This is a genomic window from bacterium, assembly GCA_019912885.1.
Lineage (GTDB): Bacteria > Lernaellota > Lernaellaia > JACKCT01 > JACKCT01 > JAIOHV01.
The window spans coordinates 1-20,412 of record JAIOHV010000008.1 but is presented as its reverse complement, the minus strand read 5'-3'; the positions used below and the strand labels follow the sequence as shown (position 1 = coordinate 20,412).

The window sequence follows — 20,412 nt, the reverse complement described above, 5'->3', positions numbered from 1 at the left end:
GCGCGGACTCTTCGCGGGCCGCGCCCTTGTTGCGGATCAACACCCGAAGGAGGGATGAACGTGAAAATCGAACGCATGATGTTCCTGGCGATGATTGCGGTGCTGGCGATGGCGATGTCCGTTGTCGTGGCCTGCGGCGACGACGACGATGACGACGACGATGACGATGACGATGCCGGCGATGACGATGACGATGCGTCCTGCGAGGACGCGATGGCCTTCCTGTTCGGCGAACCCGACGGCTGTTTCACGCTTCAGGACGATGATGGCAACGTGATCACCCCCGAAGACCTGTGCAACGACGAAGAATTCGCCGACGAGCGCGAATGCTACCTCGCGTGCTACGACAACAACGACGACTGCGATACGATGGGCGAGTGCCTGACCGACAACTGCGGCCTGTCCTTCTAATCGACCGCTGATCGAAACCAAAAAACGCCCCGGCCGCAAAAAGCCGGGGCGTTTTCTTATGCGCGCTCGCCGGACGAACTCGGGTCGTCCGCATGGCCATCGCGGTTTCGAATCAAATCGTTGCATAATGTTGCGAGGACGTTACGCGCCGCGCCGCAAGGCGCCGAGGGGGACTCATGAGTTCCAGGCGATGGGAGGAACTTTTTCGCGACGGGCTGAACCACGTGCAGGACGCCGTGATTTTCGTCGACGCGCACCGGCGGATTGTCTATCTGAACCAGTCGGGCGAACGCCTGACGGGCCTGCCGCTCGACGCCGCGCGCGGCAAAACCTGCACGGACCTGCTGCGCGACGAGGATGAGCCCGTTTCCTGCGACATCGACGCGATCCTCTCCGGCGCGGAACCGCGCAAGGCTGAACGCACCACGCTCGTGCGCGCGGACGGCACGCGCGTGCCGGTCGAGATCTGTATCGCCCGCGCGCCGCACTCGCCCGACGCGGCGCCAACGTTCCTCGTCAACATCCGCGACCTTTCCGAGCTTGGCGTCGACGCGGGTGGCGGCGAGCGCGTGGGGCTTGGCAACATTCTCTCGCGCTCGCCATTGATGGCGCGCGTGTTTGCGCTTATCGAATCCATCGCGGATATTGACGTGAGCGTGCTGATCCAGGGCGAGTCCGGCACCGGCAAGGAGCTCGTCGCCCTGGCGATCCACGAGCGCTCGCTGCGCAAGGATGGGCCGTTTCACGCCGTCAACTGCGGCGCCCTGACGCTCGAGCTGCTCGACTCGGAGCTGTTCGGCCACGAGAAGGGCGCGTTCACGGGCGCGATCCGGCAAAAGCCCGGCCGCCTGGAGATGGCCGCCGGCGGCACGCTGTTTCTCGACGAGGTCGGCGACATGCCGCCCGCGCTACAGGTGAAGCTGCTGCGTGTGCTGCAGGAGCGAAAGTTCGAGCGCGTCGGCGGAACGCAAACCCTCACCATGGACGCGCGCATCATCGCCGCGACGAACGTCGACCTCGACCTCGCGGTACGCACCGGGCGCTTTCGTCAGGACCTTTTCTATCGCCTGAATGTCGTGCCGATGCACCTGCCGCCGCTGCGCGAAAGGCCCGAGGATATCGAGCTGATCGCACATCACTTCCTGCGCCGTTTTTCCGCAAAGAAGGGCGACGGCCTGCGCAAGCGCTTTTCGCCGGACACCAAACGCATCCTCATGGGCTACGCCTGGCCGGGCAACGTGCGCGAGCTGATCAACGCGATCGAATACGTGGTCGCCGTCTCCCCCGCGGAGATCATCATGCCCGCGGACCTGCCCGATCGCGTTCGCCATCCGCGAACCCTCGCGCCTGCGCGCGCGTTCACCGTTCCCGTACCCGTGCCCGACGAAAACGGCGGCGGCGACGGGCGCCGATCGATGCTCGAACAGCGCGAGGCCGAACGTATCCTTTCCGCGCTCGAACGCCATCACTACCGCCGTGGCGAAGCGGCCTCCGAGCTTGGCATGAGCCGCACGACGCTGTGGCGGAAGATGCAAAAGCTCGGCATGGCGTAATACCTGGGAACGCCGAGCCCCAGTTCGGCACATATCCTGGGTCCGCGGAAAGTCTCTTGGGGCGCAGCCGAAGGATCGGCCCCGGGAGCGCAAGCGTCCCACCCGAATTCAACTCGCAAACCGACCTTGCCATCTCGCGTGTCGTTTTGAATTTCCGGGCGCGGCGTCGGAGTATTAACAATCGTCACCCATCTACTTGAATTCACGTGTATTTCGAACCTTAATGTTATGTCCGCCTTGAATATGACGCGCTGCGTTAACCTATTTCCTTAAGGCGTTGTCATTCGGCCGCCGTGATGTTTGTTGCCGATCGCGATATTTTTCACTTGACACGGCATTTCCGTCATGATAGACGTATATTAAACGCTCTTTAAAGACGCTCCGGGGCCGAACCGCTCCGGGGCCGAACCGCTCCGGAGCCGAAACCCTCCGGAGCCGAAACCAAACGGAGGGGTTATGGCCACGGAATTTTATGTTAGTGCGGACCGGCCGGACGACACGGGCGATGGCTTAAGCTGGGCCACCGCGAAGCAGACGTTCACGGGCGTTTTCAGCCTGATTACGGGGCTGATCACGGACGTGACGACGATCCACGTGAAGGCGGGTACGACCAACCCCTATACCCAGGACGCCACGCTTCGTCGTAGCCTGTGCGTCGGCGAAAGCTCCTTATTGAGGATCGTCTGCGAAGTGTTCAGCGAGAACAACGACGACAGCACGGACGGCAGCCCGTTCAATCCGTCGGATGGCGTGGGGACGTGGAACCCGAAGGAGACGCACACGACCTCAAGCAGATGGCGACACCCTGGCAAGCGCCGGAGAGGTGCGTTCGTGAAACGCGTTACGAACCGACAACGCGCCACGGTCATGTCGCGCCTTTTCCTTCGATTCGAGGGAAAAAATAGGTGACTGTCCCGTATTTTACCTCGGTCATGTCGCGCCTTTTCCTTCGATTCGAGGGAAAAAATAGGTGACTGTCCCCTATTTTACACAAATGTAGAAAACCCGGATGACCCCGCCAATGATATACATAACGAACGATGGGCTCATCGGCACCGTGATCATGAAATCGGATATTTCGATCGCGATCGTCCAGTTAATCGTTTCGCTGCATCGCCGCGAATCAGGCCGGTATGGGAGAGGACCCGTCGAGAAAAATCACATATGCGAATTTTAATATCGTCAGGGCAGATAATCAAGTAATTGCCCGAAGATGGAGCGAGGAAAGACGAGAAGTAAGAGATATGTTTTATTATCGGACGCTAATTTGGGAAGAGTACGACGATTATTATCGGGATCAACGAGAAAAACGCTACGATGGATTTGGAATCCCGTTTGGTCGTCCGCTTGCGGAGAGGCTGAAATGAAGCCGAGAATATTTATCATAGTTTTATTTTATGTCGTTTATATCGTTATCTTTGGTTGCGACACGGGCGGTGGTGGAAACGCTGGTGCTATCGCGATTTATCCTTTCGGGCTGGTGCCGCTTCCAAAAGATTCCGTAAGGATATGGGGGCGTATTTTTCTAGAGAAGGATAACGGAGATATAAAGGGTTATGTAAGCGATGCGGAGATTCATGTGTGGTATTATCCGTGCAATCGCTTCGAAGATGAAAGCTGTGAGCCGCCGTTTCAACAGGACGTCGACTATTACGCTATAAATAGCAATGCGAGCGGTTACTACTATATCGATATAGAATCTGAACTTATCGAAGGGGGTGACAGAGTAATAGTGTCCATTGATCGATATGGCCACGGCACCTGTGATATAAGCGCATCTGACGGAGTTGACGTGGATCAGCTACTAAAACAGACGGTTGTGCAACTCGATTTCTTTGTTCAACCGGACTGCGACGGTGGTGGTTGAATTTCTGAAAGTAACGGGCGATGAGTTGTTGAAAAAAACTCGGTTCGGTGATTCGAGGCCGCAAAAATCTGCGGCACTTATTGAGTCGCCCGTGCAAAATCGCCTAGACTCATTTTCGACTCATTTTCGACAATTGCGGCCGATTTTGCATGACCTGACCTGAGCGATTTCAGGTACTTACGGGTTGCTTGGGTGCGAAAACGTCGAAAATGTAGTGCAAACCCGCCGCGTTTATCCCTTGCCTTGTTCCGCGATCCGGCTATCATGCGCGCATGTTTGTCAGGACCAAGATCGTCCATTCCAAGGGCCATTCGTACGAATACCTGCAAATCGTCGAGGCGTTTCGCCAGGACGGCAAGGTTCGGCAGAAGGTCGTGGCAAACCTCGGGCGGCTCGATGAGTTGAGGGCGTCGGGCGAGTTGGACCGGATTACCGCGGCGCTGGCCCGCTTTTCCGAGGCGAATGCGGCGTTTCTTGCGTTTCAGGAAGGCCGTTTCGATCACTGCGTGACGCGCTGCTGGGGTCCGGCGCTGGTTTTCGGCCGTTTGTGGGAGCGGCAGGGTTTGCCGCACGTGCTCAGGAGCCTGGCGGCGGGGCGCAAGTTCGCCTTTGACCCGGAGCGCGTGGCCTTCGCGCTGGCGTTGCAGCGGTTGTGCGAGCCGGGCAGCGATCTTCAGGGGTCGGAGTGGTTGAAGGACGTCGAGGGTCTGCCCGAGATCGGCCTGCACCAGATGTACCGCGCCGTGGGGTGGCTTGCCGAGGTCCGCGAGGAATTGGAGCGCACGCTCTTCCATCGTGATCGCGACCTGTTTCATCAGGAGATTGACCTGGTCTTCCTGGACACGACGAGCACGTACGTCTATCGCGACCAGGAGACGGCGTTTTGCAAACGCGGTTACTCCCGCGACAAGCGGCCGGACCTGCCGCAGATGGTGCTGTGCGTCGCGGTGGATCGATACGGCTGGCCGATCGCGTGGGAGGTCTTTCCCGGCAACACCGCGGACAAGGACGCCTTCTCGCACGTGGTCACGCGCCTTCGCGAGCGCTTTCAGATCCGGCGCGTCGTCGTGGTGGCGGATCGCGGCATGATCTCGAAGGACTCGATCGAGCTGCTCACGGGGGATAAAGAGGCGCCGTTCGATTTCATCCTCGGCTGCCGCATGCGCCGGGACCTCGACGTGACGGACCTGCTGCACATGACGCGTGAGTTCGACGAGATCGCGCCCGGCCTCGGCGTCGCGGAGCGGACGCTCGACGGCAAGCGCTACGTCGTCTGCTACAACGAGGTCGAGGCGAAAAAGGACGCCGCCGCGCGCGAGGCGATGGTCCAGTCGCTCATGGAAAAACTCGAAGCCGGCGAGTCGAAGAGCCTCGTCGGAAACACCGGGTATCGCCGATTCCTGAAAGGCGAGAAGGGCTCCTGGCGGATCGACTTCCAAAAGGCGAAGGACGACGCGCTCTACGACGGCGTCTTCGTCCTGCGCACCAACACCGACCTGCCCGCGGCCGAGGTCGTCAAAACCTACAAGGGCCTGTGGCGCGTGGAACGCACGTTTCGCGAGCAGAAATCCACGCTCGAATTGCGCCCGCTCTTTCACCACAACGACGACACGCGCATCGGCCACATCGTGGCGTCCTTCCTCGCGCTGCGCCTGGAGGTCGATCTGCAAAGGCGACTCGACGAACGCGGCGCCAAAACGCCCTGGCTCGACTTGATGCGCGACTTGAAGCGCGTCCAGGCGATCCACTTGGAACTGGACGGTCGCGAGTACCGCCTGCGCACCGACCTCGTCGGCGCCGCCCACCAAGCCTTCGCCGCCGCCGGACTGAGGCCCCCGCCCGCCGTTAACCCCCTACCGACAACCGAAATGTAGTGGTAAACCCGACACCAGCGCCCGCAACTGGCTGAAAAGACGCTGCTTTCAAAATTTCACTGTCGAAAATGAGTCAGATACCGGAGGTATTCCCGCCGTGGTCACCCATCGCTTTTCGTTCGCACGGCGCCCGGGATCAGTGTGGGCGTTTGAACAAATCCTCCCGGTGCAAGCGAAGGAAATCTATCCGTTTTACAGTTGGCCGAACTTTCCGATCGATTTTGCGGTAGCTCATAATGGAGTCGTTCACGTTCTGGCGCTAATCGACCACGGCCTGTGGCATCTGACATTCCCGGAGGACATCGCCGAGCGCTGATTGTCGTTTCACGCCGAAGCAGGTGAGGACACCTGCGGTCCCAGGGAGTGGCCCGGACGGGCAGACGCGCGTCGTGGTTTTTGATGGCGTATCGATTGCGCGGAAGTTTGGATCGAAGCGGGCGGGCCGCCCGCGGTCCCGGCGACGACGGAACGACCCTGGGAGCGCCGAAAACCGGCCCAGCATACACATGTCACCCGCGCACTCCGGCCCCGCTCGGAGCGGGGCCTTCGTTTGCGGCTCTGACGCCGCAACGCTCCGCCGCGCCTCCGTGCCTGGGCGTCTCCGCGTTATAGGCGACGCGGCGATTCCTCTCTCCTCTTTCCTCTTTCCTCTTTTCTCCTTTCTCTTTTCTCCGCCAGGGGGTTGCACGGAATCACGCCTCATGGTACGAGTCCCCGCGCCTTCGGGCGCGGGTGTTTTTGCGTCCTTTTCCCCTTCGCGAATCTGGAATTTCGACATGCGTACGGACCGCCTTCGGAACGCCGCCATCCGCCCGGTTTCCCCACGTTTTGCGCTTGGCATCGCGCTCGCGCTGTGCGTCGTGGGACTGGGTGGAAGCGCGTTTGCGCACCCGCTTTCCGAGGCCCACGCGCATCTGTCCGATTACGATGTCGAGGCGGCGACGACCGCGGGCATCGCCCATGCGCATGAGCTGGAAGAGCCGCACGGGCACGTCGGCGACGCCGCCGATCTGATCGTCGCCTCGACGGACGCGCATGCGGCCGAGGAAACGCACGGTTCGGGCGACGCCGGCGGGCACGGCGCCGAATACCATTTCCCCATCGGCGAGATCGTCGCGTCCGTCATCAACTTCGTCATCTTCGTCGCGCTTCTCGTGTGGCTCGCCAAAAGCGGCGTGCGTTCGTATTACAAACGCCGCGCCGAGACCTTGCAGGCGGCGGTGCGCGAGGCCGAGGCCGCGATGGCCGAGGCCAAGGCGACGCAAGAAGAGCTGACCGCGCGTCTTTCCAGCATGACCGACGAGGCCGAGCGAATCCTCGAAAACGCCCGCGCCGCCGCCGAAAAGCATGGCCGCGAGGGCGTCGAGGCCGCGCGCAAGCAGGCCGAGCGCATCCTCGCTGACGCCGAGGCCACGGTTCAGACGGAATTGCGCGAGACGCTCGACGCCTTGTCGGTCGAATTGGCGGAACGCGTCGTGAACGTGGCGCGCGACCTATTGAAAGAGCGCGTCGACGCAAGTGCGCAGCGCAAGCTCGTCGACGAATACATCAACCGCGTGGACGAGGCGTAACCCGATGTCGCAAGCGGCCGCCAGGCGATACGCGAAGGCGCTTCTCGAGATCGCGTCGGGAAAAGGCGCGGTGGAATCCTACGCCACGGCGCTGACCGCGCTGGCCGAGGCGATGGCGCCGGAACTCGCGCGTCTTGCGAGCCCGTTGCTCGCGCGAGAGCAGCGCGCAAGCGTCGTCGACGCGATCGCGACGGCGGCCGGTGCGCCGGCGGATGTCGCCAACCTGCTTCGCGTGCTCGCGGACAAGGGACGCATCGGCGAATTGCCCAGCGTGGCGCAGGCGTACGCGGAGTTGGCCGCCCTGGCCGCGGGCGAATTGACCGCGCGCGTCACGAGCGCGGCGCCGCTTGACGACGCGACGGTCGGCCGCCTGCGCGCGAAACTGACGAGAAAATTCGGAAAGAGCGTGACGATCCGCCCCATCGTCGATCCCTCGGTGATCGGCGGCATGAAGACGCAGGTCGGCTCGCTCGTGATCGACGGAACCCTCGCGGGGCAACTGTCCCGCTTCGCTGGAACGGTGAGGAAGGACTAAATGCAAGCGATCAAGGCGGAAGAGATCAGCCGGATCATCGCGCGGCAAATCGAGTCGTACGGCAAGCAGGTCGAGGTCCGCGAGGTCGGCCAGGTGCTGACCGTGGGCGACAACATCGCGCGCCTTCACGGCCTCGACAACGTCATGGCCGGCGAGCTGCTCGAGTTTCCCGGCGGCCTGTACGGCATGGCGTTGAACCTCGAGGAGGACAACGTCGGCGCGGTGTTGTTCGGCAACGGCCGCGACATCACCGAAGGCATGCAGGTCAAGCGCACGGGGCGCATCGTCTCCGTGCCGATCGGCAAGCAAATGCTCGGCCGCGTCGTCAACGGCATCGGCCAGCCCATCGACGGACTCGGCGAGCTCGACATGTCGAGCGTCAGCCAGGTCGAGTTGAAGGCGCCCGGCATCGTCAAGCGCCAGCCCGTGAAGGAGCCGCTGCAGACGGGCATCAAGGCGATCGACTCCATGATCCCGATCGGCCGCGGGCAGCGCGAACTCATCATCGGCGACCGCCAGACCGGCAAAACCGCCATCGGTGTCGATACGATCATCAACCAGCGCAATCCCGCCGACCCCAAAACGCAGGTGTACTGCGTGTACGTCGCCGTCGGCCAGAAGGTCTCCACGGTCGCGCGCGTCGTCGATCAGTTGAAGGCCGAGGGCGCGATGGAATACACCGTCGTCGTCGCCGCGAACGCGTCCGACCCCGCGCCGTTGCAGTTTCTCGCGCCGTACACCGGCTGCACCATCGGCGAATATTTCCGCGACAACGGCATGCACGCGCTTGTCATCTACGACGACCTGTCCAAGCAGGCCGCGGCGTATCGCCAGCTTTCGCTCCTGCTTCGGCGCCCCCCGGGCCGCGAGGCGTATCCCGGCGACGTGTTCTATCTTCACTCGCGCTTACTTGAGCGCGCCGCGAAGATGAGCGACGACCTCGGAGGCGGATCGCTGACCGCGCTTCCCATCATCGAGACGCAGGCCGGCGACATTTCGGCCTACATCCCGACGAACGTCATTTCGATCACGGACGGCCAGATCTTCCTCGAAACCGACCTGTTCTATTCGGGCATCCGCCCGGCCGTGAACGCGGGCCTTTCCGTGTCGCGCGTCGGCGGCAACGCGCAGATCAAGGCGATGAAAAAGGTCGCGGGCCGGCTTCGCCTGGACCTCGCGCAGTTCCGCGAGCTGGCGGCCTTCTCGCAGTTCGCCTCGGAGCTCGACAAGGCGACGCAGGCGCAGCTTTCCCGCGGGCAGCGCATGACCGAGCTTCTCAAGCAGGGGCAATACGCGCCGCTGCCGGTCGGCAAGCAGGTGCTTTCGATCTTCGCCGGCACGAACGGCTACATCGACGAGGTTCCGGTCAACGAGGTCACGCGCTGGGAAGCGGAGCTGTACGGGTATCTCGAACACTCCCACCCCGAGCTGCAAAAGCGCATCGAGGCGGAAAAGGAAATCGGCGCCGATCTCGAAAAGGACGTGCGCGCCGCGCTCGACAAGTTCAACGAGATGTTCAAACCGGAAGCGGCTGCCGCCCCGGCGGTGTGACGGAGTATCGATGGCGAGCCTGGCGAGCATCCGCAAGCGGATCAAGAGCACCAAGAGCACGCAGCAGATCACCAAGGCGATGAAGATGGTCGCCGCGGCGAGGCTGCGCGGCGCGGAGGAGCGTCTGAAAAAGGCGCGCCCGTACGCCAAGCAGCTCGACCGGCTCATCGCGTCGCTCGCCGAGCACACGGACCTGACCGGCTGGGATCTCATCAACGGGCGCGAGAATCCGAAGAAGATCGAGTTCCTCGTGCTCACGTCCGATCGCGGCCTCGCGGGAGGGTTCAACTCGAGCATCATCCGCTACGTCACGCGTCGCCTGGCCGAGGTCGACGGTTCCTACGATCACGTCGGGCTGTCGTTCGTCGGGCGCAAGGCGCATGAGTTTTTCAAGCGCCGGCCGTGGCCGATCCGCCACGCGTGGATCAACTACCTGCGCGATTTCGATCTGTCGCTCGCGATCCGCGTCGGGCAGCAGCTCATCGACGACTTCGAAAGCGGCAAGGTGGACGAGGTTTATATCGTCTACAACGAGTTCGTCAGCGCGATCAGCCAGGAGATCGTCGCCAAGCGGCTCGTGCCGGTGGAGATCCCGAAGGTCGAGGAGGCGACGGAGGAATTTCTCGTCGATTACAAATACGAGCCGAGCCGCGAGAAGATTCTCGCCGAGCTTCTGCCCCGCCAGGTGAACATCCAGCTTTACCGCGCGTTCCTCGAAAGCTTCGCGGCGGAGATGGGCGCGCGCATGACGGCGATGGACAACGCCACGAAAAACGCCTCGGACATGATCGACAAGCTGACGCTGGTGTACAACCGCACGCGCCAGTCCAGGATCACCGTCGAGCTGATGGAAATCATCAACGGCGCGGAAGCGCTTAAGGGATAGGAATCGTACGAGAGACTGAAAGACTGGAAGGCTGAAAGGCTGGAAGGTCGTCACAAGAATCGCAGGCATAGGTGGGGAGGTAGAAAGACAGGCAGAGAAGAAGTGGCCGCGACGTAGCACGGCGGTGCCGAGCAGCGTTGCGATGACCTTTCAGTCTTCCAGTCTTTCAGCCTTTCAGCCTCTTCAAGGAGATGAAATGAGCAACGGAGCCGTCCTCCAGGTCATCGGTCCGGTCGTCGACGTCAAGTTCGACGAATCCGCGCTGCCGAAGATTTACAACGCGCTGCGCGCGACCAACCCGTCCATCGACGACCGCGAGGAAAACCTCGTGCTCGAAGTGGCGCAGCATCTCGGCGAGGGCGTCGTGCGCACCATCGCGATGGATTCCACCGACGGCCTCGTCCGCGGGCAAGTGGTGCGCGACACCGGCGAGGGCATCGCCGTGCCGGTCGGCGACGCGGTGCTTGGCCGCATCATCAACGTCATCGGCGAGCCGGTGGACGAGGGCGGGCCCGTCAACGCGACGGACAAGCGCGAGATCCACCGCGAGGCGCCGTCGCTTCTCGACCAGGACGTGCAGACCACCGCGCTCGAGACGGGCATCAAGGTCATCGACCTGCTGTGCCCCTACTCGCGCGGCGGCAAGATCGGCCTGTTCGGCGGCGCGGGCGTCGGCAAGACCGTGCTCATCATGGAGCTCATCAACAACATCGCCAAACAGCACTCCGGCCTGTCCGTGTTCGGTGGCGTGGGTGAACGCACGCGCGAGGGCAACGACCTCTGGCTCGAGATGAAGGAGTCCGGCGTCATCGACAAGACGGCGCTCGTGTACGGGCAGATGAACGAGCCGCCGGGCGCGCGTGCGCGCGTCGCGCTGTCGGCGCTGACCGTCGCCGAATTTTTCCGCGACGAGCAGGGCAAGGACGTGCTGCTTTTCATCGACAACATCTTCCGCTTCACGCAGGCTGGCTCCGAGGTCTCCGCGCTCCTTGGGCGCATTCCGTCGGCCGTCGGTTATCAGCCGACGCTCGCCAACGAGATGGGCGATCTTCAAGAGCGCATCACCTCGACGAAGAAGGGGTCGATCACCTCCGTGCAGGCGATCTACGTGCCCGCGGACGACCTGACCGACCCCGCGCCGGCGACGACGTTCAGCCATCTGGACGCCACCACGGTGCTCGCGCGCTCCATCGCGGAGCTTGGCATCTACCCCGCGGTCGATCCGCTCGACTCGACGAGCCGCATCCTCGATCCGCGCGTGCTCGGCGACGAGCACTACGCCGTCGCGCGCGAGGTGCAGCGCATCCTGCAGCGCTACAAGGACCTGCAGGACATCATCGCGATCCTGGGCATGGACGAGTTGTCGGAAGACGACCGCGCCACGGTGGCGCGCGCGCGCAAGATCCAGCGCTTCCTGTCGCAGCCGTTTTTTGTCGCGGAGCAGTTCACCGGCACGCCGGGCAAATACGTCAAGCTCGACGAGACGATCTCCGGCTTCAAGCGCATCGTCTCCGGCGAACTCGATCACCTGCCCGAACAGGCGTTCTACATGGTCGGCAAGATCGAGGAAGCAATCGAAAGGGGCGGCAAAGCCGCGTAAGCCATTGCGATGTCAGTGCCGCAAACGTCTTGCGATGTCAGGGCCGCAAACGAAGCGAAGCGGAGTGCGCGGTCGGCATCGAGGAAACGCATATCGCGTCTACCGGGTCCATTGAGTCCATAATGTCCATAATGTCCATCGCCCCGGCGAAAACCGGGCGCCCCTGAACCGACGCCCAAGGCAGCAACACCCATGGCGCAACCCGCAACCGAAAAACTCCAGGTCACCATCGTCACCCCGCTGCGCGAACTTGCCGCGGGCGAGGCGGACCTCGTGCAGCTTCCCGCCTTTGACGGCGAGATGGGCGTCTTGCCCGGCCACGACTACGTCTTCGCGCTGTTGTCGGTCGGCGCGCTGCGTGTCTTCAACGAGGCGCGCGCGACGTATTATTTCGTCGCCGGCGGCTACGCGGAGATCGGCCACCGCCACGTCCGCATCCTCGCCGAGGTCTGCGAGCCGGTGGAGGAGATCGACATCGACCGCGCGGCCGTCGCCCAAAAACGCGCCGAGGATCGTCTCGCGCGCCTCGCGATCGACAACGCGATCGACATCGACCGCGCCCAACTCGCGCTGCGCCGCGCGACCGTCCGCAAACAGGTCAAGACCGAAGCGGAAAAAGCCGCGGCGAATTAAGCTCCTCGCGGCGTCAGAGCCGCGACCGTAAGGGAGCGGGTGGCTACGAAGCAGGCGGGACGCCTGCGCTCCCAGGCCGCCACCCTCCCGCCAACAGCCACGCGATTCCCAAACAAAAAAACGGAACGAGAGGTGCGGCGAAGCGCGCGTTGCCGTCGGAGACGACGCCGTGCAGGAGCGCGTACGCGATGACGAACGCGGGGATGAAGAGGGGTGGCGGCGCGAGGCGAGATTCTTCGCTTCGCTCAGAATGACAAACGCGCGCGGGAGATTCTTCGCTTCGCTCAGAATGACAAACGCGCGCGGGAGATTCTTCGCTTCGCTCAGAATGACAAACGCGCGCGGGAGATTCTTCGCTTCGCTCAGAATGACAAGGGGCTCGCTCAGAATGACAAGAGTGGGAGTGCGACGCGGTCGAGCGTCGTAAGAAACCACGCGCCGTGCCGAGCGCGAGGCCGGCGAAGCCGAGCCCGTAGAGCACCCAGAGATACGGCGTGAACGATGTCAGCGCGCGATAAACGGCGCCCGCCGCTTTCTGTTTCGTCGGGTCGCGCGGATCGACCGCGAACGTCCGTCGCTGGTGGATCGCCCAGACCTCGTACGTCGGCGCGGGATCGAATAGTTGCGCGACGCGCGTCGCGTACACCCACGCGGCAAGCAGCGGTTTGCGCGTCACGTTCGCCTTGATGGCGTCGCGGTAGCAGGCGTCTCGCGCGATCTCGCCGTCGATTTGCGCGCACGGCGAATCCGCGCGGCTGACGCCGAACGACGGCGCGTTGTGCCAGCCGAAGTTCGTTGTCGAATAGAAGCGTTCACCAAGAACGGCGCGATTCCGCTCGCCCCACGCGACGAGGTAGAGGGCGATGAAGAGGAGCGCAAGGAGGGCGATGGAATATTTTTTCACCGCGAAGACGCAAAGAACGCAAAGATTTTTTCCTTTTTCTTCGCGTCCTTCGCGTCTTCGCGGTGAATTTGCGCTCTTCGCTTCTTCTTCGCGTCGGAGTTTACCCTGAGCGAAGCCGAAGGGCGGTGAGAATAAAACGACAATCACCAAGACAATCCCCACCGGACGCACCACGAACGCCGCGAGGATGACGAGCGCGGCGCCGATGGTTTCGATGCGCGTCAGCTCCCGCGGCATCGTGACGAGCGCGAGCGTCGCCATGACGAGTGCGACGAAAAGGCTTTCGGACATCGCGTTCGGCGTCCAGGCCACATACGGTGCGAACAGCGCGAGCGCGATCGCCGCGGCGCCCTGGCGATCCGGCCACAGCCGCCGCGCGACGAGAAACAGCAGCGCCATCGCGAGCGATTCGAGCATCGCGTTCGCGATGAACACCGCGGGGTGATTGCCGGCGCCGAACGCGGAATAGATCGCCGCGACGAAAAGCGGATACCCCGGCGCGCGGTACGCCCGCGTGACGCGGCGCTCGTTCTGTGAACTCGCGCGCCCGTCGTCGGACTGCGCGCCGTCGGTGTATTCGCCGTGCGTGACGAGGTTCGCGGCGAGCACGTGATAGGCGTGCGCGTCGGCGATCGGCCACCAGCGCGCCTCGACCGCGATCCAAAGGCGCAGCGCGAGGGCGAGGACGAAGACGATGGCGGCGACGATAAGCGCGGCGCGGCGACGTCCATCAAGGCTCGACGACGCACACCTTCGACCTCGCTCGTCCGGTCGAAAGTGGGACACGCGTCAGCGGTCCTCGAGGCCGTACTTCCGGATTTTCTGGTAGAGCGTCGAGGGCGCGATGCCGAGCGTCCGCGCCGCGGCCTTGCGCGTGGGCGCGTGCGCGAGCGCGCGGAGGATGGCGTCACGTTCGGCGGATTCGAGGGGAGAGGGAGGATCGAGGATTGAGGATTGAGGATTGAGTTCCGTCCCGGCGCGTGCGGGGCCACCCGCTCCCTGACGGTCGCGGCTCTGTTCGGCGCGGCTCTGTTCGGTGCGGTCCGGATCGCGGGGTGCGGCGGCGCCGCGGACGAAGACGAGGTCGGCCGCGTCGATCGGTCCGACGTCCGTCATCACGAGGGCGTGCACGAGCGCGGCGCGCATCTCGCGCACGTTGCCGGGAAAGTCATATGCGCGAAGGCGCGCGAGCGCTTCACTCGTGAATCCGGGATTCGATCGCCCAAGCGCGGCGGCCTCGCGCTCGAGCAGATGCCGCGCGATCGCGGGAATGTCCTCCCCGCGCTCGCGCAGCGGCGGCAGCGCGATCTCGATCATGCGCAGGCGATAGAGAAGGTCCTCGCGAAACTTGCCGTCGCCCGCGAGGATCGAGAGGTCGCGGTTTGTCGCGGCGACGACGCGTGCGTCGCAGAAGATTTCGCGTTCGGCGCCAAGCGGGCGCACGTGGCCGTCGTCGAGCACGCGCAGCAATCGCGTCTGCGCGTCCGGCGGAAGTTCGCCGATCTCGTCGAGAAAAATCGTGCCGCCGGCCGCCAGTGGAAAGAGCCCCTTGCGGTCCGCGTTCGCGCCGGAGAACGCGCCGCGCACGTGGCCGAATAGCTCGCTTTCGATCAGCTCCTTCGGGATCGCGCCGCAGTTGACGGGGATGAACGGCCCGTCGGCGCGCGGGGACAGGCGATGGATCGCGCGCGCGACGACCTCCTTGCCCGTGCCGGTTTCGCCGGTCAGCAAGACGGTGACGTCGGTCGCGGCGACGCGGCGGGCCACGGCGGCCACGCGGCGCATCGTCGCGGATTCACCGGCGAGGCCCGGGATCGGCGGCGCGGGCTCGATGGCCTCTTCCGTGCGCTCGGACGCGACGCGAATCGACGTGCGCCCGAGGACGATCTCCTGCCCTTGGCCGATCTCCGACGCCTCGACGCGCGCGCCATCGAGGAAGGTGCCGTTGCGGCTGGCGAGATCGCGCAGCGTCAGGCGTCCCGCGCGAGCCTCGATCATGGCGTGCCGCCCGGAGACGTACGTGTCCGTCAGCACGAGATCGCATTCGGGATTCTTGCCGATCACGAGCCCGCCTTCGGGGATCTCGACGCGGCGCTCGGGGCCGTTTTCCGGCGCGCGCACGACGAGGTAGGGCGCGTTGACGACAAGCGCGTCGCCGCCCGCGCGCAGCACAAGCTCGCGCGTGGGATCCTTCTTCGTCTTTTTCGGCGCGCCGATCAAAAGTGCATACGGGCCGAGCGTCACGCGTTCGCCCGCCGAGGCGGATACGAATTTTCCCCACCGCTCGTCGGGGCCGGCCAGCAGCGTCAGCTCCACCGCGCCGTCGCCCGGCTGCGCGCGCACGAGCGTGCGTTCGGAAAGTTCGGGCAAGGTGATGTCCGCATTCGATCCGCCGCCGACCGTGACGCCCTCCGCGGATAAAGCAAGTGTTACCACGCGGCGTCGGTCGTCGCGGATTTCGATCCAGGCGCGCGAGGTGTTGGGAGCCGGCATAAGCGTGAGCGTAGTTTTAACGAAGACGCGGCCGATCGGGAAGAGCGAACATCCGGAGCGAATGCCCGTTCGTCAACGCGTCAAGTCCATTCGGTCCATCATGTCCATTTTGTCCATCGACGCATTCGCCACCATATCCGGTAGTCAATGTGCGTCTGGCCCACCAAATGTTGACAATGAAAGCAAACGAATCTTTAATGTCAGACGCACCACAATCGCTATCCGCGTGCCCGCGCGCCGGGCGCGCGAAGCGGAGGAACGCATGCGCGCACGTCTTTTCCCGGCGACCCTCGCCGTCTTCCTCACGCTCGCGTTCGTCGCGATCGCCGGCTGCCAGGGTGGCGGCGATGACGATGACGACGACAAGCCCCGCAGCTATGGCCAGGATATCGAGGGCCTCTACCCCGCCCGCATGACGATCGAGAGCGACGGTTGCCAGCCGGACAACGAGGGCGAGTTCGAGGACTGGATCATCGAGATCGAGCAGTCCGGCGATCTGCGCGTCGGCTGGGTGCGTTATCAGAAGGCCGGCCAGGGCGGCGAGAAGGTCGAACTTTTCCAGGGTGAAACCTTCGGCACGACGATCGTCAAGCTCGAGCTTGTCACGAGCCCGCTCACCGGCGCCGATTGCGCCAAGTTCGAAGGCCAGAACTACAGCGTGCGCGTCGACGAGGAAACCGGCACGATCGAGGGCCGGCTCATCAGCGACGTCTTTTACGAGGGCGCCGGGTGCGACTCCTCGAGCGTCGATTGCTATTTCGAACGCGTCATCGCACCGGCCGAAACCGGCGGGGATTGACGCGAAACCCGCGCGCGAATTCCGCGCGTGTCCGCTTGACTTTCCTCAGGATTTGCGGCGACGTGACGGCGCAATCGCGCCTTGAGGTCACGTCCATGAAATCGCGCCCGAACCTGTCCCGCATCGTCATTTTTGGCGCCGCCGCGATCCTTGCGATCGCCGTCGCGGGGTGCAAAAGCCGATCCGAACCGAAACCGGCGGCGCCGACGCCGGCCGCGCCGGAGACGCTCGATCGTCTTTCGGGCGCGTACGGCGGTGCCGGCATGACGCCGATGCAACCCGGCCAACCGGGGGAAACGCCGGCGGGCCCCCCGCCCGGCGCGCGCGTCGCGCGGCTGCGCGAATTGCTCAAGGATGTGCCGAAGGCCGTCGCGAACGAGGACTCCTGCCGCACGTTTTGCACGGAATGGTGTCCCAAGGCCGCCAAGTGCCGCCTGGGACCGTTCGCGAAGGTCCAGCGCTGCAAGCTGTTGTGCTACGATCCGTGCATGGCGGGCTTGTTGCCGCAGGCCTTTGTCGATTGCGGCGCGGCCGCCGATGAGTGCGACGCCGTCATGAGTTGCGGGCGCGATTTCGTGCAGACGCTGCGCCGCGCGCGCGCGGAAACCGGCCCGCACGGCGGCGATGCCGTGGAGGGTTCGGAGGACGGGCCCGAAGGCGAATCCGGGTCGCCGCCGCCGGCCGCGGGCGCGCCGAAATCCGCGGAGTCGACGCCGGCCGGCGCGAACTGATGCCGGCGCGGATGGCGCCGGCCAACGGGGCGTGACGATCGCAATGGCGCGCCCCTGGCGCGCGCCGCGATCAGGTGAACGGGAGGGAAGATGATAGCCGCCGTCATCCTGGCGATCCTCATCGTCTGGGGCTTGTACCTCTGGGGCTCGCGTTGGGCGGTCGAGTGGTATCCCGCCCAGACGCACCACGTACGCGTCAGCCAAACGCGGCACGTTGTTCTCTACCGCGTGCTGCCCGAGGGCGAGGCGCGCCGCCGGTATCCGGTCATCGCGTGCCACGGACTTGGGGCCAACCGCTTCAACATGGCGCTGCCCGGAAAGAACAGCGTCGCCGGTCATCTGGCGCGGCTGGGGTTTGACGTCTTTTGCCTGGAGCTGTCGGGCTCGGGACAATCGCGCCCGAAAAACGCGCGCACGCCGGGGCGCGACGACGTGCACTTCGAGGATTTCGTCCGCCGTGACGCGCCGGCGGCCATCAATCGCGTGCTCGCCGAAACCGGCGCGGACAAGGTGTACTGGGTCGGACATTCGATGGGCGGCATGGTGGCCTACGCGATCACGCAGGGTCCGTGCGCCGAAAAAATCGCCGGCGCGTGCGCGGTCGCGAGTCCGGCCACGCTCGGATATCTTCGCAAGAGTTGGCTGCGAAGCGTGCTGCCGCTTGATTTCCTGTTTGGCCTCATTCCCGTCATCCACAACCAGTTTTTCACGCGGCTCATCGTACCGTACATGCACAACATGCCCGGCATCGTCCACCGGCCGATGATCCGTCCGGACAATCTCGATCGCGAGGAAATGCGCCGCGTCGTCGCGAACGTGCTGGCGGATACGCCTTCGTCGCTGCTGCACGACTTTTCGCGCTGGATCAAGACCCGCGACATCAGCGCGCGCGACGGCGAAAGCTACGAAAAGGGCCTCGCGAAAATCCGCACGCCATTTTTCCTCGCGGCCTCGCCGGGCGATCTGCTCGTGCGTCCCTACGCCGTGGAATACGCGTACGAGCGAATGGGAAGCGAGGACAAGACGTACGTGGTCTACAAGGAGGCCGAAGGCTCGACCGACTACGGCCACGGCGACATCATCTTCGGGCGCAATGCCCCCAACGACGCCATCCTCGCGGTCGGCCAGTGGCTGATCGACCACGACGGCACGCCCGAGGAGGCGCTATCCGAAGCGACGGGCGAGGAGATCGAAAAGCAGATCGAAGCCGTTTGATTGAAGAATGAAGATCGAAAATTGAAGATCGGAATCGCAACGAGCGTCCGTGCCTGTTTCGCCACAGGCGCAATGTGCAATGCCTGTCGATGAGCGACCTTCGTTTCCGCGCGACTGTCGCGTCGTTTCAATCTTCAATCTTCGATCTTCAATTTTCAATTCCTACGGTTTGAGCAATACCTTCCCGCTTGTCTTTCGCGTTTCCACGGCTTCCTGAACGTACGCCGCGTCCTCGAGTGGATACATGCCGTGGATGGGGATATCCAGGTGCTTGTTCTCGACCAGGGCGAGCATGCGGAACCAGCCGGCCTGATGTTCGCGCGGGCGCTCGCGGATGCTCGAGGTGAGGTAATACAAACGCAGCGCGGGGCTTCGCGTGAACTCTTTCATCAGCGAGACGTAAAGTTCTTTCGGGCTTGGCGCGCCGCCGGCCTGGCCGTAGATGACGACCGTGCCGAGGTCGGACACCATGCGGAAATCGTCGCGAACCGTTTTCGCGGCGACGGAGTTGTAAATCACCTCCGCGCCGCGCCCGCTCGTGATTTCGAGGACGCGTTCGGCGACGTTTTCCTTGGTGTAATTGATGATGCCCTCCGCGCAGTCGAGCCTGCGAAGGAACGCCTTTTTCTTTTCGCTGCCGACAAGCGCGATGACGCGCACGCCGCGCAGGTTCAGAAGCTGGCACAGGATCGCGCCGACGCTTCCCGCCGCCGCGTAAACGACAGCGGTCTCGCCGCCGCGCAAATCCACGACGGTGTGCGCCAGGTGATAGGCGGTCATGCCCGAAATCGGCAGCGCGCACCCGAACTTGGCGGTGATCCCGCTTGACAGCGGCAGCGCGGAGGCCGCCGCCGCGACGGCGTATTCGGCGTATCCGCCAAGCGGGGCGATCGCCGCGACGCGGTCGCCCTTCTTGAGATGTTTGACGTTTCCGCCGACCGTATCGACGCGCCCGACGAACTCCAAACCCGGCGTGTACGGAAGCCGCGGTTTGAACACGTACTCCCCGCGGCGCATGAGGATGTCCGCGAAATTCACCCCCGCCGCTTCGACCTTGACGAGCACGTCGTCGTCGCCCGGCGCCGGCCGCTCGATATCCTTGATCTGAAGGACGTCCGGTCCTCCGAGCCTGTCCACCTGAACCGCTTTCATCGATCGCCTCCCCTGGAAGACGACAGCTTACAGGCGACAGGTCCCCGGCGACAAGAAAATGGGAAACCCGGGCGGGGCGGGCGCCGGCACGGCCGCGCCAAACACAATCCTCAATCCTCCCTCCTGCGATCCTCTATCCTCTATCCTCGATCCTCAATCCTGCCCACAATGTCCGCGTGAACGACCGCTACCAGCGCCAGACGCTCTTCGAGCCGCTCGGCCCCGCGGGGCAGGCGCGGCTGCGGCAGGCGACCGTCGCCGTGGTCGGGTGCGGAGCGCTTGGAACGCACGTTGCGGAGGTTCTTACGCGCGCGGGCGCAGGAAGGCTCGTCCTTGTCGATCGCGACATCGTCGAGTGGACGAATCTTCATCGCCAGGCGCTTTTCATCGAGGACGACGCGCGCGAGGGGCGGCCCAAGGCGATCGCGGCGGCGGCGCATCTGGCGGCCATCAACGGCGAGGTCGAACTCGTTCCGCATGTGTCCGATCTTTCCGCGCGCAACATCGACGCCCTGCTCGACGGCGCGCACGTCGTTTGCGACGGCTCCGACAACGTGGAGACGCGCTACCTGCTGAACGACTGGGCCGTGGCGCGCGGCGTGCCGTGGGTGTACGGCGGCGCGGTCGGGCCGACGGC

General features: G+C 63.9%; 19 protein-coding genes. 16 read left to right on the top strand and 3 right to left on the bottom strand.

What is annotated here, in order from left to right; all coding sequences use genetic code 11:
• Nucleotides 1-60 precede the first annotated feature (60 nt).
• The 12 genes from K8I61_01035 to atpC all read left to right on the top strand — a co-directional run bounded on the left by K8I61_01035 (nt 61) and on the right by atpC (nt 12,481).
• Nucleotides 61-411 (top strand): hypothetical protein, encoded by a 351-nt coding sequence (locus K8I61_01035; protein MBZ0270592.1) that lies wholly within the window; start codon nt 61-63, stop codon nt 409-411.
• A gap of 176 nt (nt 412-587) precedes the next feature.
• Nucleotides 588-1,964, top strand: coding sequence for a sigma 54-interacting transcriptional regulator (locus tag K8I61_01030; protein MBZ0270591.1), 1,377 nt, complete (start codon nt 588-590; stop codon nt 1,962-1,964).
• Nucleotides 1,965-2,420: 456 nt separating this feature from the next.
• Complete coding sequence (locus K8I61_01025; protein ID MBZ0270590.1) at nt 2,421-2,873, top strand: hypothetical protein; 453 nt, start codon at nt 2,421-2,423, stop codon at nt 2,871-2,873.
• A gap of 454 nt (nt 2,874-3,327) precedes the next feature.
• A complete protein-coding gene (locus K8I61_01020) occupies nt 3,328-3,831 on the top strand; it encodes a hypothetical protein (protein ID MBZ0270589.1) in 504 nt (167 codons plus the stop codon).
• Between the two features lie 272 nt (nt 3,832-4,103).
• The gene (locus tag K8I61_01015) at nt 4,104-5,705 is read left to right on the top strand and encodes an IS1634 family transposase (GenBank protein ID MBZ0270588.1); all 1,602 of its coding nucleotides are present in this window, start codon (nt 4,104-4,106) and stop codon (nt 5,703-5,705) included.
• Nucleotides 5,706-5,802: 97 nt separating this feature from the next.
• Nucleotides 5,803-6,021, top strand: a complete 219-nt coding sequence (locus tag K8I61_01010) for a hypothetical protein (protein ID MBZ0270587.1) — start codon at nt 5,803-5,805, stop codon at nt 6,019-6,021.
• A gap of 460 nt (nt 6,022-6,481) precedes the next feature.
• Nucleotides 6,482-7,276, top strand: coding sequence for a F0F1 ATP synthase subunit B (gene atpF / locus K8I61_01005; GenBank protein ID MBZ0270586.1), 795 nt, complete (start codon nt 6,482-6,484; stop codon nt 7,274-7,276).
• A gap of 4 nt (nt 7,277-7,280) precedes the next feature.
• The gene (gene atpH, locus K8I61_01000) at nt 7,281-7,811 is read left to right on the top strand and encodes an ATP synthase F1 subunit delta (GenBank protein MBZ0270585.1); all 531 of its coding nucleotides are present in this window, start codon (nt 7,281-7,283) and stop codon (nt 7,809-7,811) included.
• A complete protein-coding gene (gene atpA / locus K8I61_00995) occupies nt 7,812-9,362 on the top strand; it encodes a F0F1 ATP synthase subunit alpha (protein MBZ0270584.1) in 1,551 nt (516 codons plus the stop codon).
• Nucleotides 9,363-9,372: 10 nt separating this feature from the next.
• Nucleotides 9,373-10,248: an ATP synthase F1 subunit gamma gene (atpG, locus tag K8I61_00990; GenBank protein ID MBZ0270583.1), complete on the top strand. Its 876-nt coding sequence runs from the start codon at nt 9,373-9,375 to the stop codon at nt 10,246-10,248.
• A 196-nt stretch (nt 10,249-10,444) separates the two neighbouring features.
• Nucleotides 10,445-11,848 carry a F0F1 ATP synthase subunit beta gene (gene atpD, locus K8I61_00985; protein ID MBZ0270582.1) on the top strand — a complete coding sequence of 468 codons (1,404 nt, stop codon included), beginning with the start codon at nt 10,445-10,447 and terminating at the stop codon, nt 11,846-11,848.
• Nucleotides 11,849-12,040: 192 nt separating this feature from the next.
• Nucleotides 12,041-12,481: an ATP synthase F1 subunit epsilon gene (gene atpC / locus K8I61_00980; protein ID MBZ0270581.1), complete on the top strand. Its 441-nt coding sequence runs from the start codon at nt 12,041-12,043 to the stop codon at nt 12,479-12,481.
• A 43-nt stretch (nt 12,482-12,524) separates the two neighbouring features.
• On the opposite strand, the gene K8I61_00975 is transcribed toward atpC, so the two are convergent.
• Together K8I61_00975 and K8I61_00970 are read right to left on the bottom strand one after the other, a co-directional pair.
• The gene (locus K8I61_00975) at nt 12,525-14,171 is read right to left on the bottom strand and encodes a glycosyltransferase family 39 protein (GenBank protein ID MBZ0270580.1); all 1,647 of its coding nucleotides are present in this window, start codon (nt 14,169-14,171) and stop codon (nt 12,525-12,527) included.
• Nucleotides 14,172-14,174: 3 nt separating this feature from the next.
• Nucleotides 14,175-15,878, bottom strand: a complete 1,704-nt coding sequence (locus K8I61_00970) for a sigma 54-interacting transcriptional regulator (GenBank protein ID MBZ0270579.1) — start codon at nt 15,876-15,878, stop codon at nt 14,175-14,177.
• Between the two features lie 262 nt (nt 15,879-16,140).
• On the opposite strand from K8I61_00970, the gene K8I61_00965 reads away from it, so the two are divergent.
• From K8I61_00965 to K8I61_00955, 3 genes are all read left to right on the top strand, one after another.
• Complete coding sequence (locus tag K8I61_00965) at nt 16,141-16,677, top strand: hypothetical protein (GenBank protein MBZ0270578.1); 537 nt, start codon at nt 16,141-16,143, stop codon at nt 16,675-16,677.
• A gap of 62 nt (nt 16,678-16,739) precedes the next feature.
• Complete coding sequence (locus K8I61_00960) at nt 16,740-17,408, top strand: hypothetical protein (GenBank protein MBZ0270577.1); 669 nt, start codon at nt 16,740-16,742, stop codon at nt 17,406-17,408.
• A 90-nt stretch (nt 17,409-17,498) separates the two neighbouring features.
• Nucleotides 17,499-18,623, top strand: a complete 1,125-nt coding sequence (locus tag K8I61_00955) for a lysophospholipase (GenBank protein MBZ0270576.1) — start codon at nt 17,499-17,501, stop codon at nt 18,621-18,623.
• A 162-nt stretch (nt 18,624-18,785) separates the two neighbouring features.
• On the opposite strand, the gene K8I61_00950 is transcribed toward K8I61_00955, so the two are convergent.
• Nucleotides 18,786-19,775: a zinc-binding dehydrogenase gene (locus K8I61_00950; protein ID MBZ0270575.1), complete on the bottom strand. Its 990-nt coding sequence runs from the start codon at nt 19,773-19,775 to the stop codon at nt 18,786-18,788.
• Nucleotides 19,776-19,951: 176 nt separating this feature from the next.
• Here K8I61_00950 and K8I61_00945 point away from each other — a divergent pair.
• The coding region (locus tag K8I61_00945) for a ThiF family adenylyltransferase (GenBank protein ID MBZ0270574.1) at nt 19,952-20,412 on the top strand (461 nt) is incomplete at its 3' end.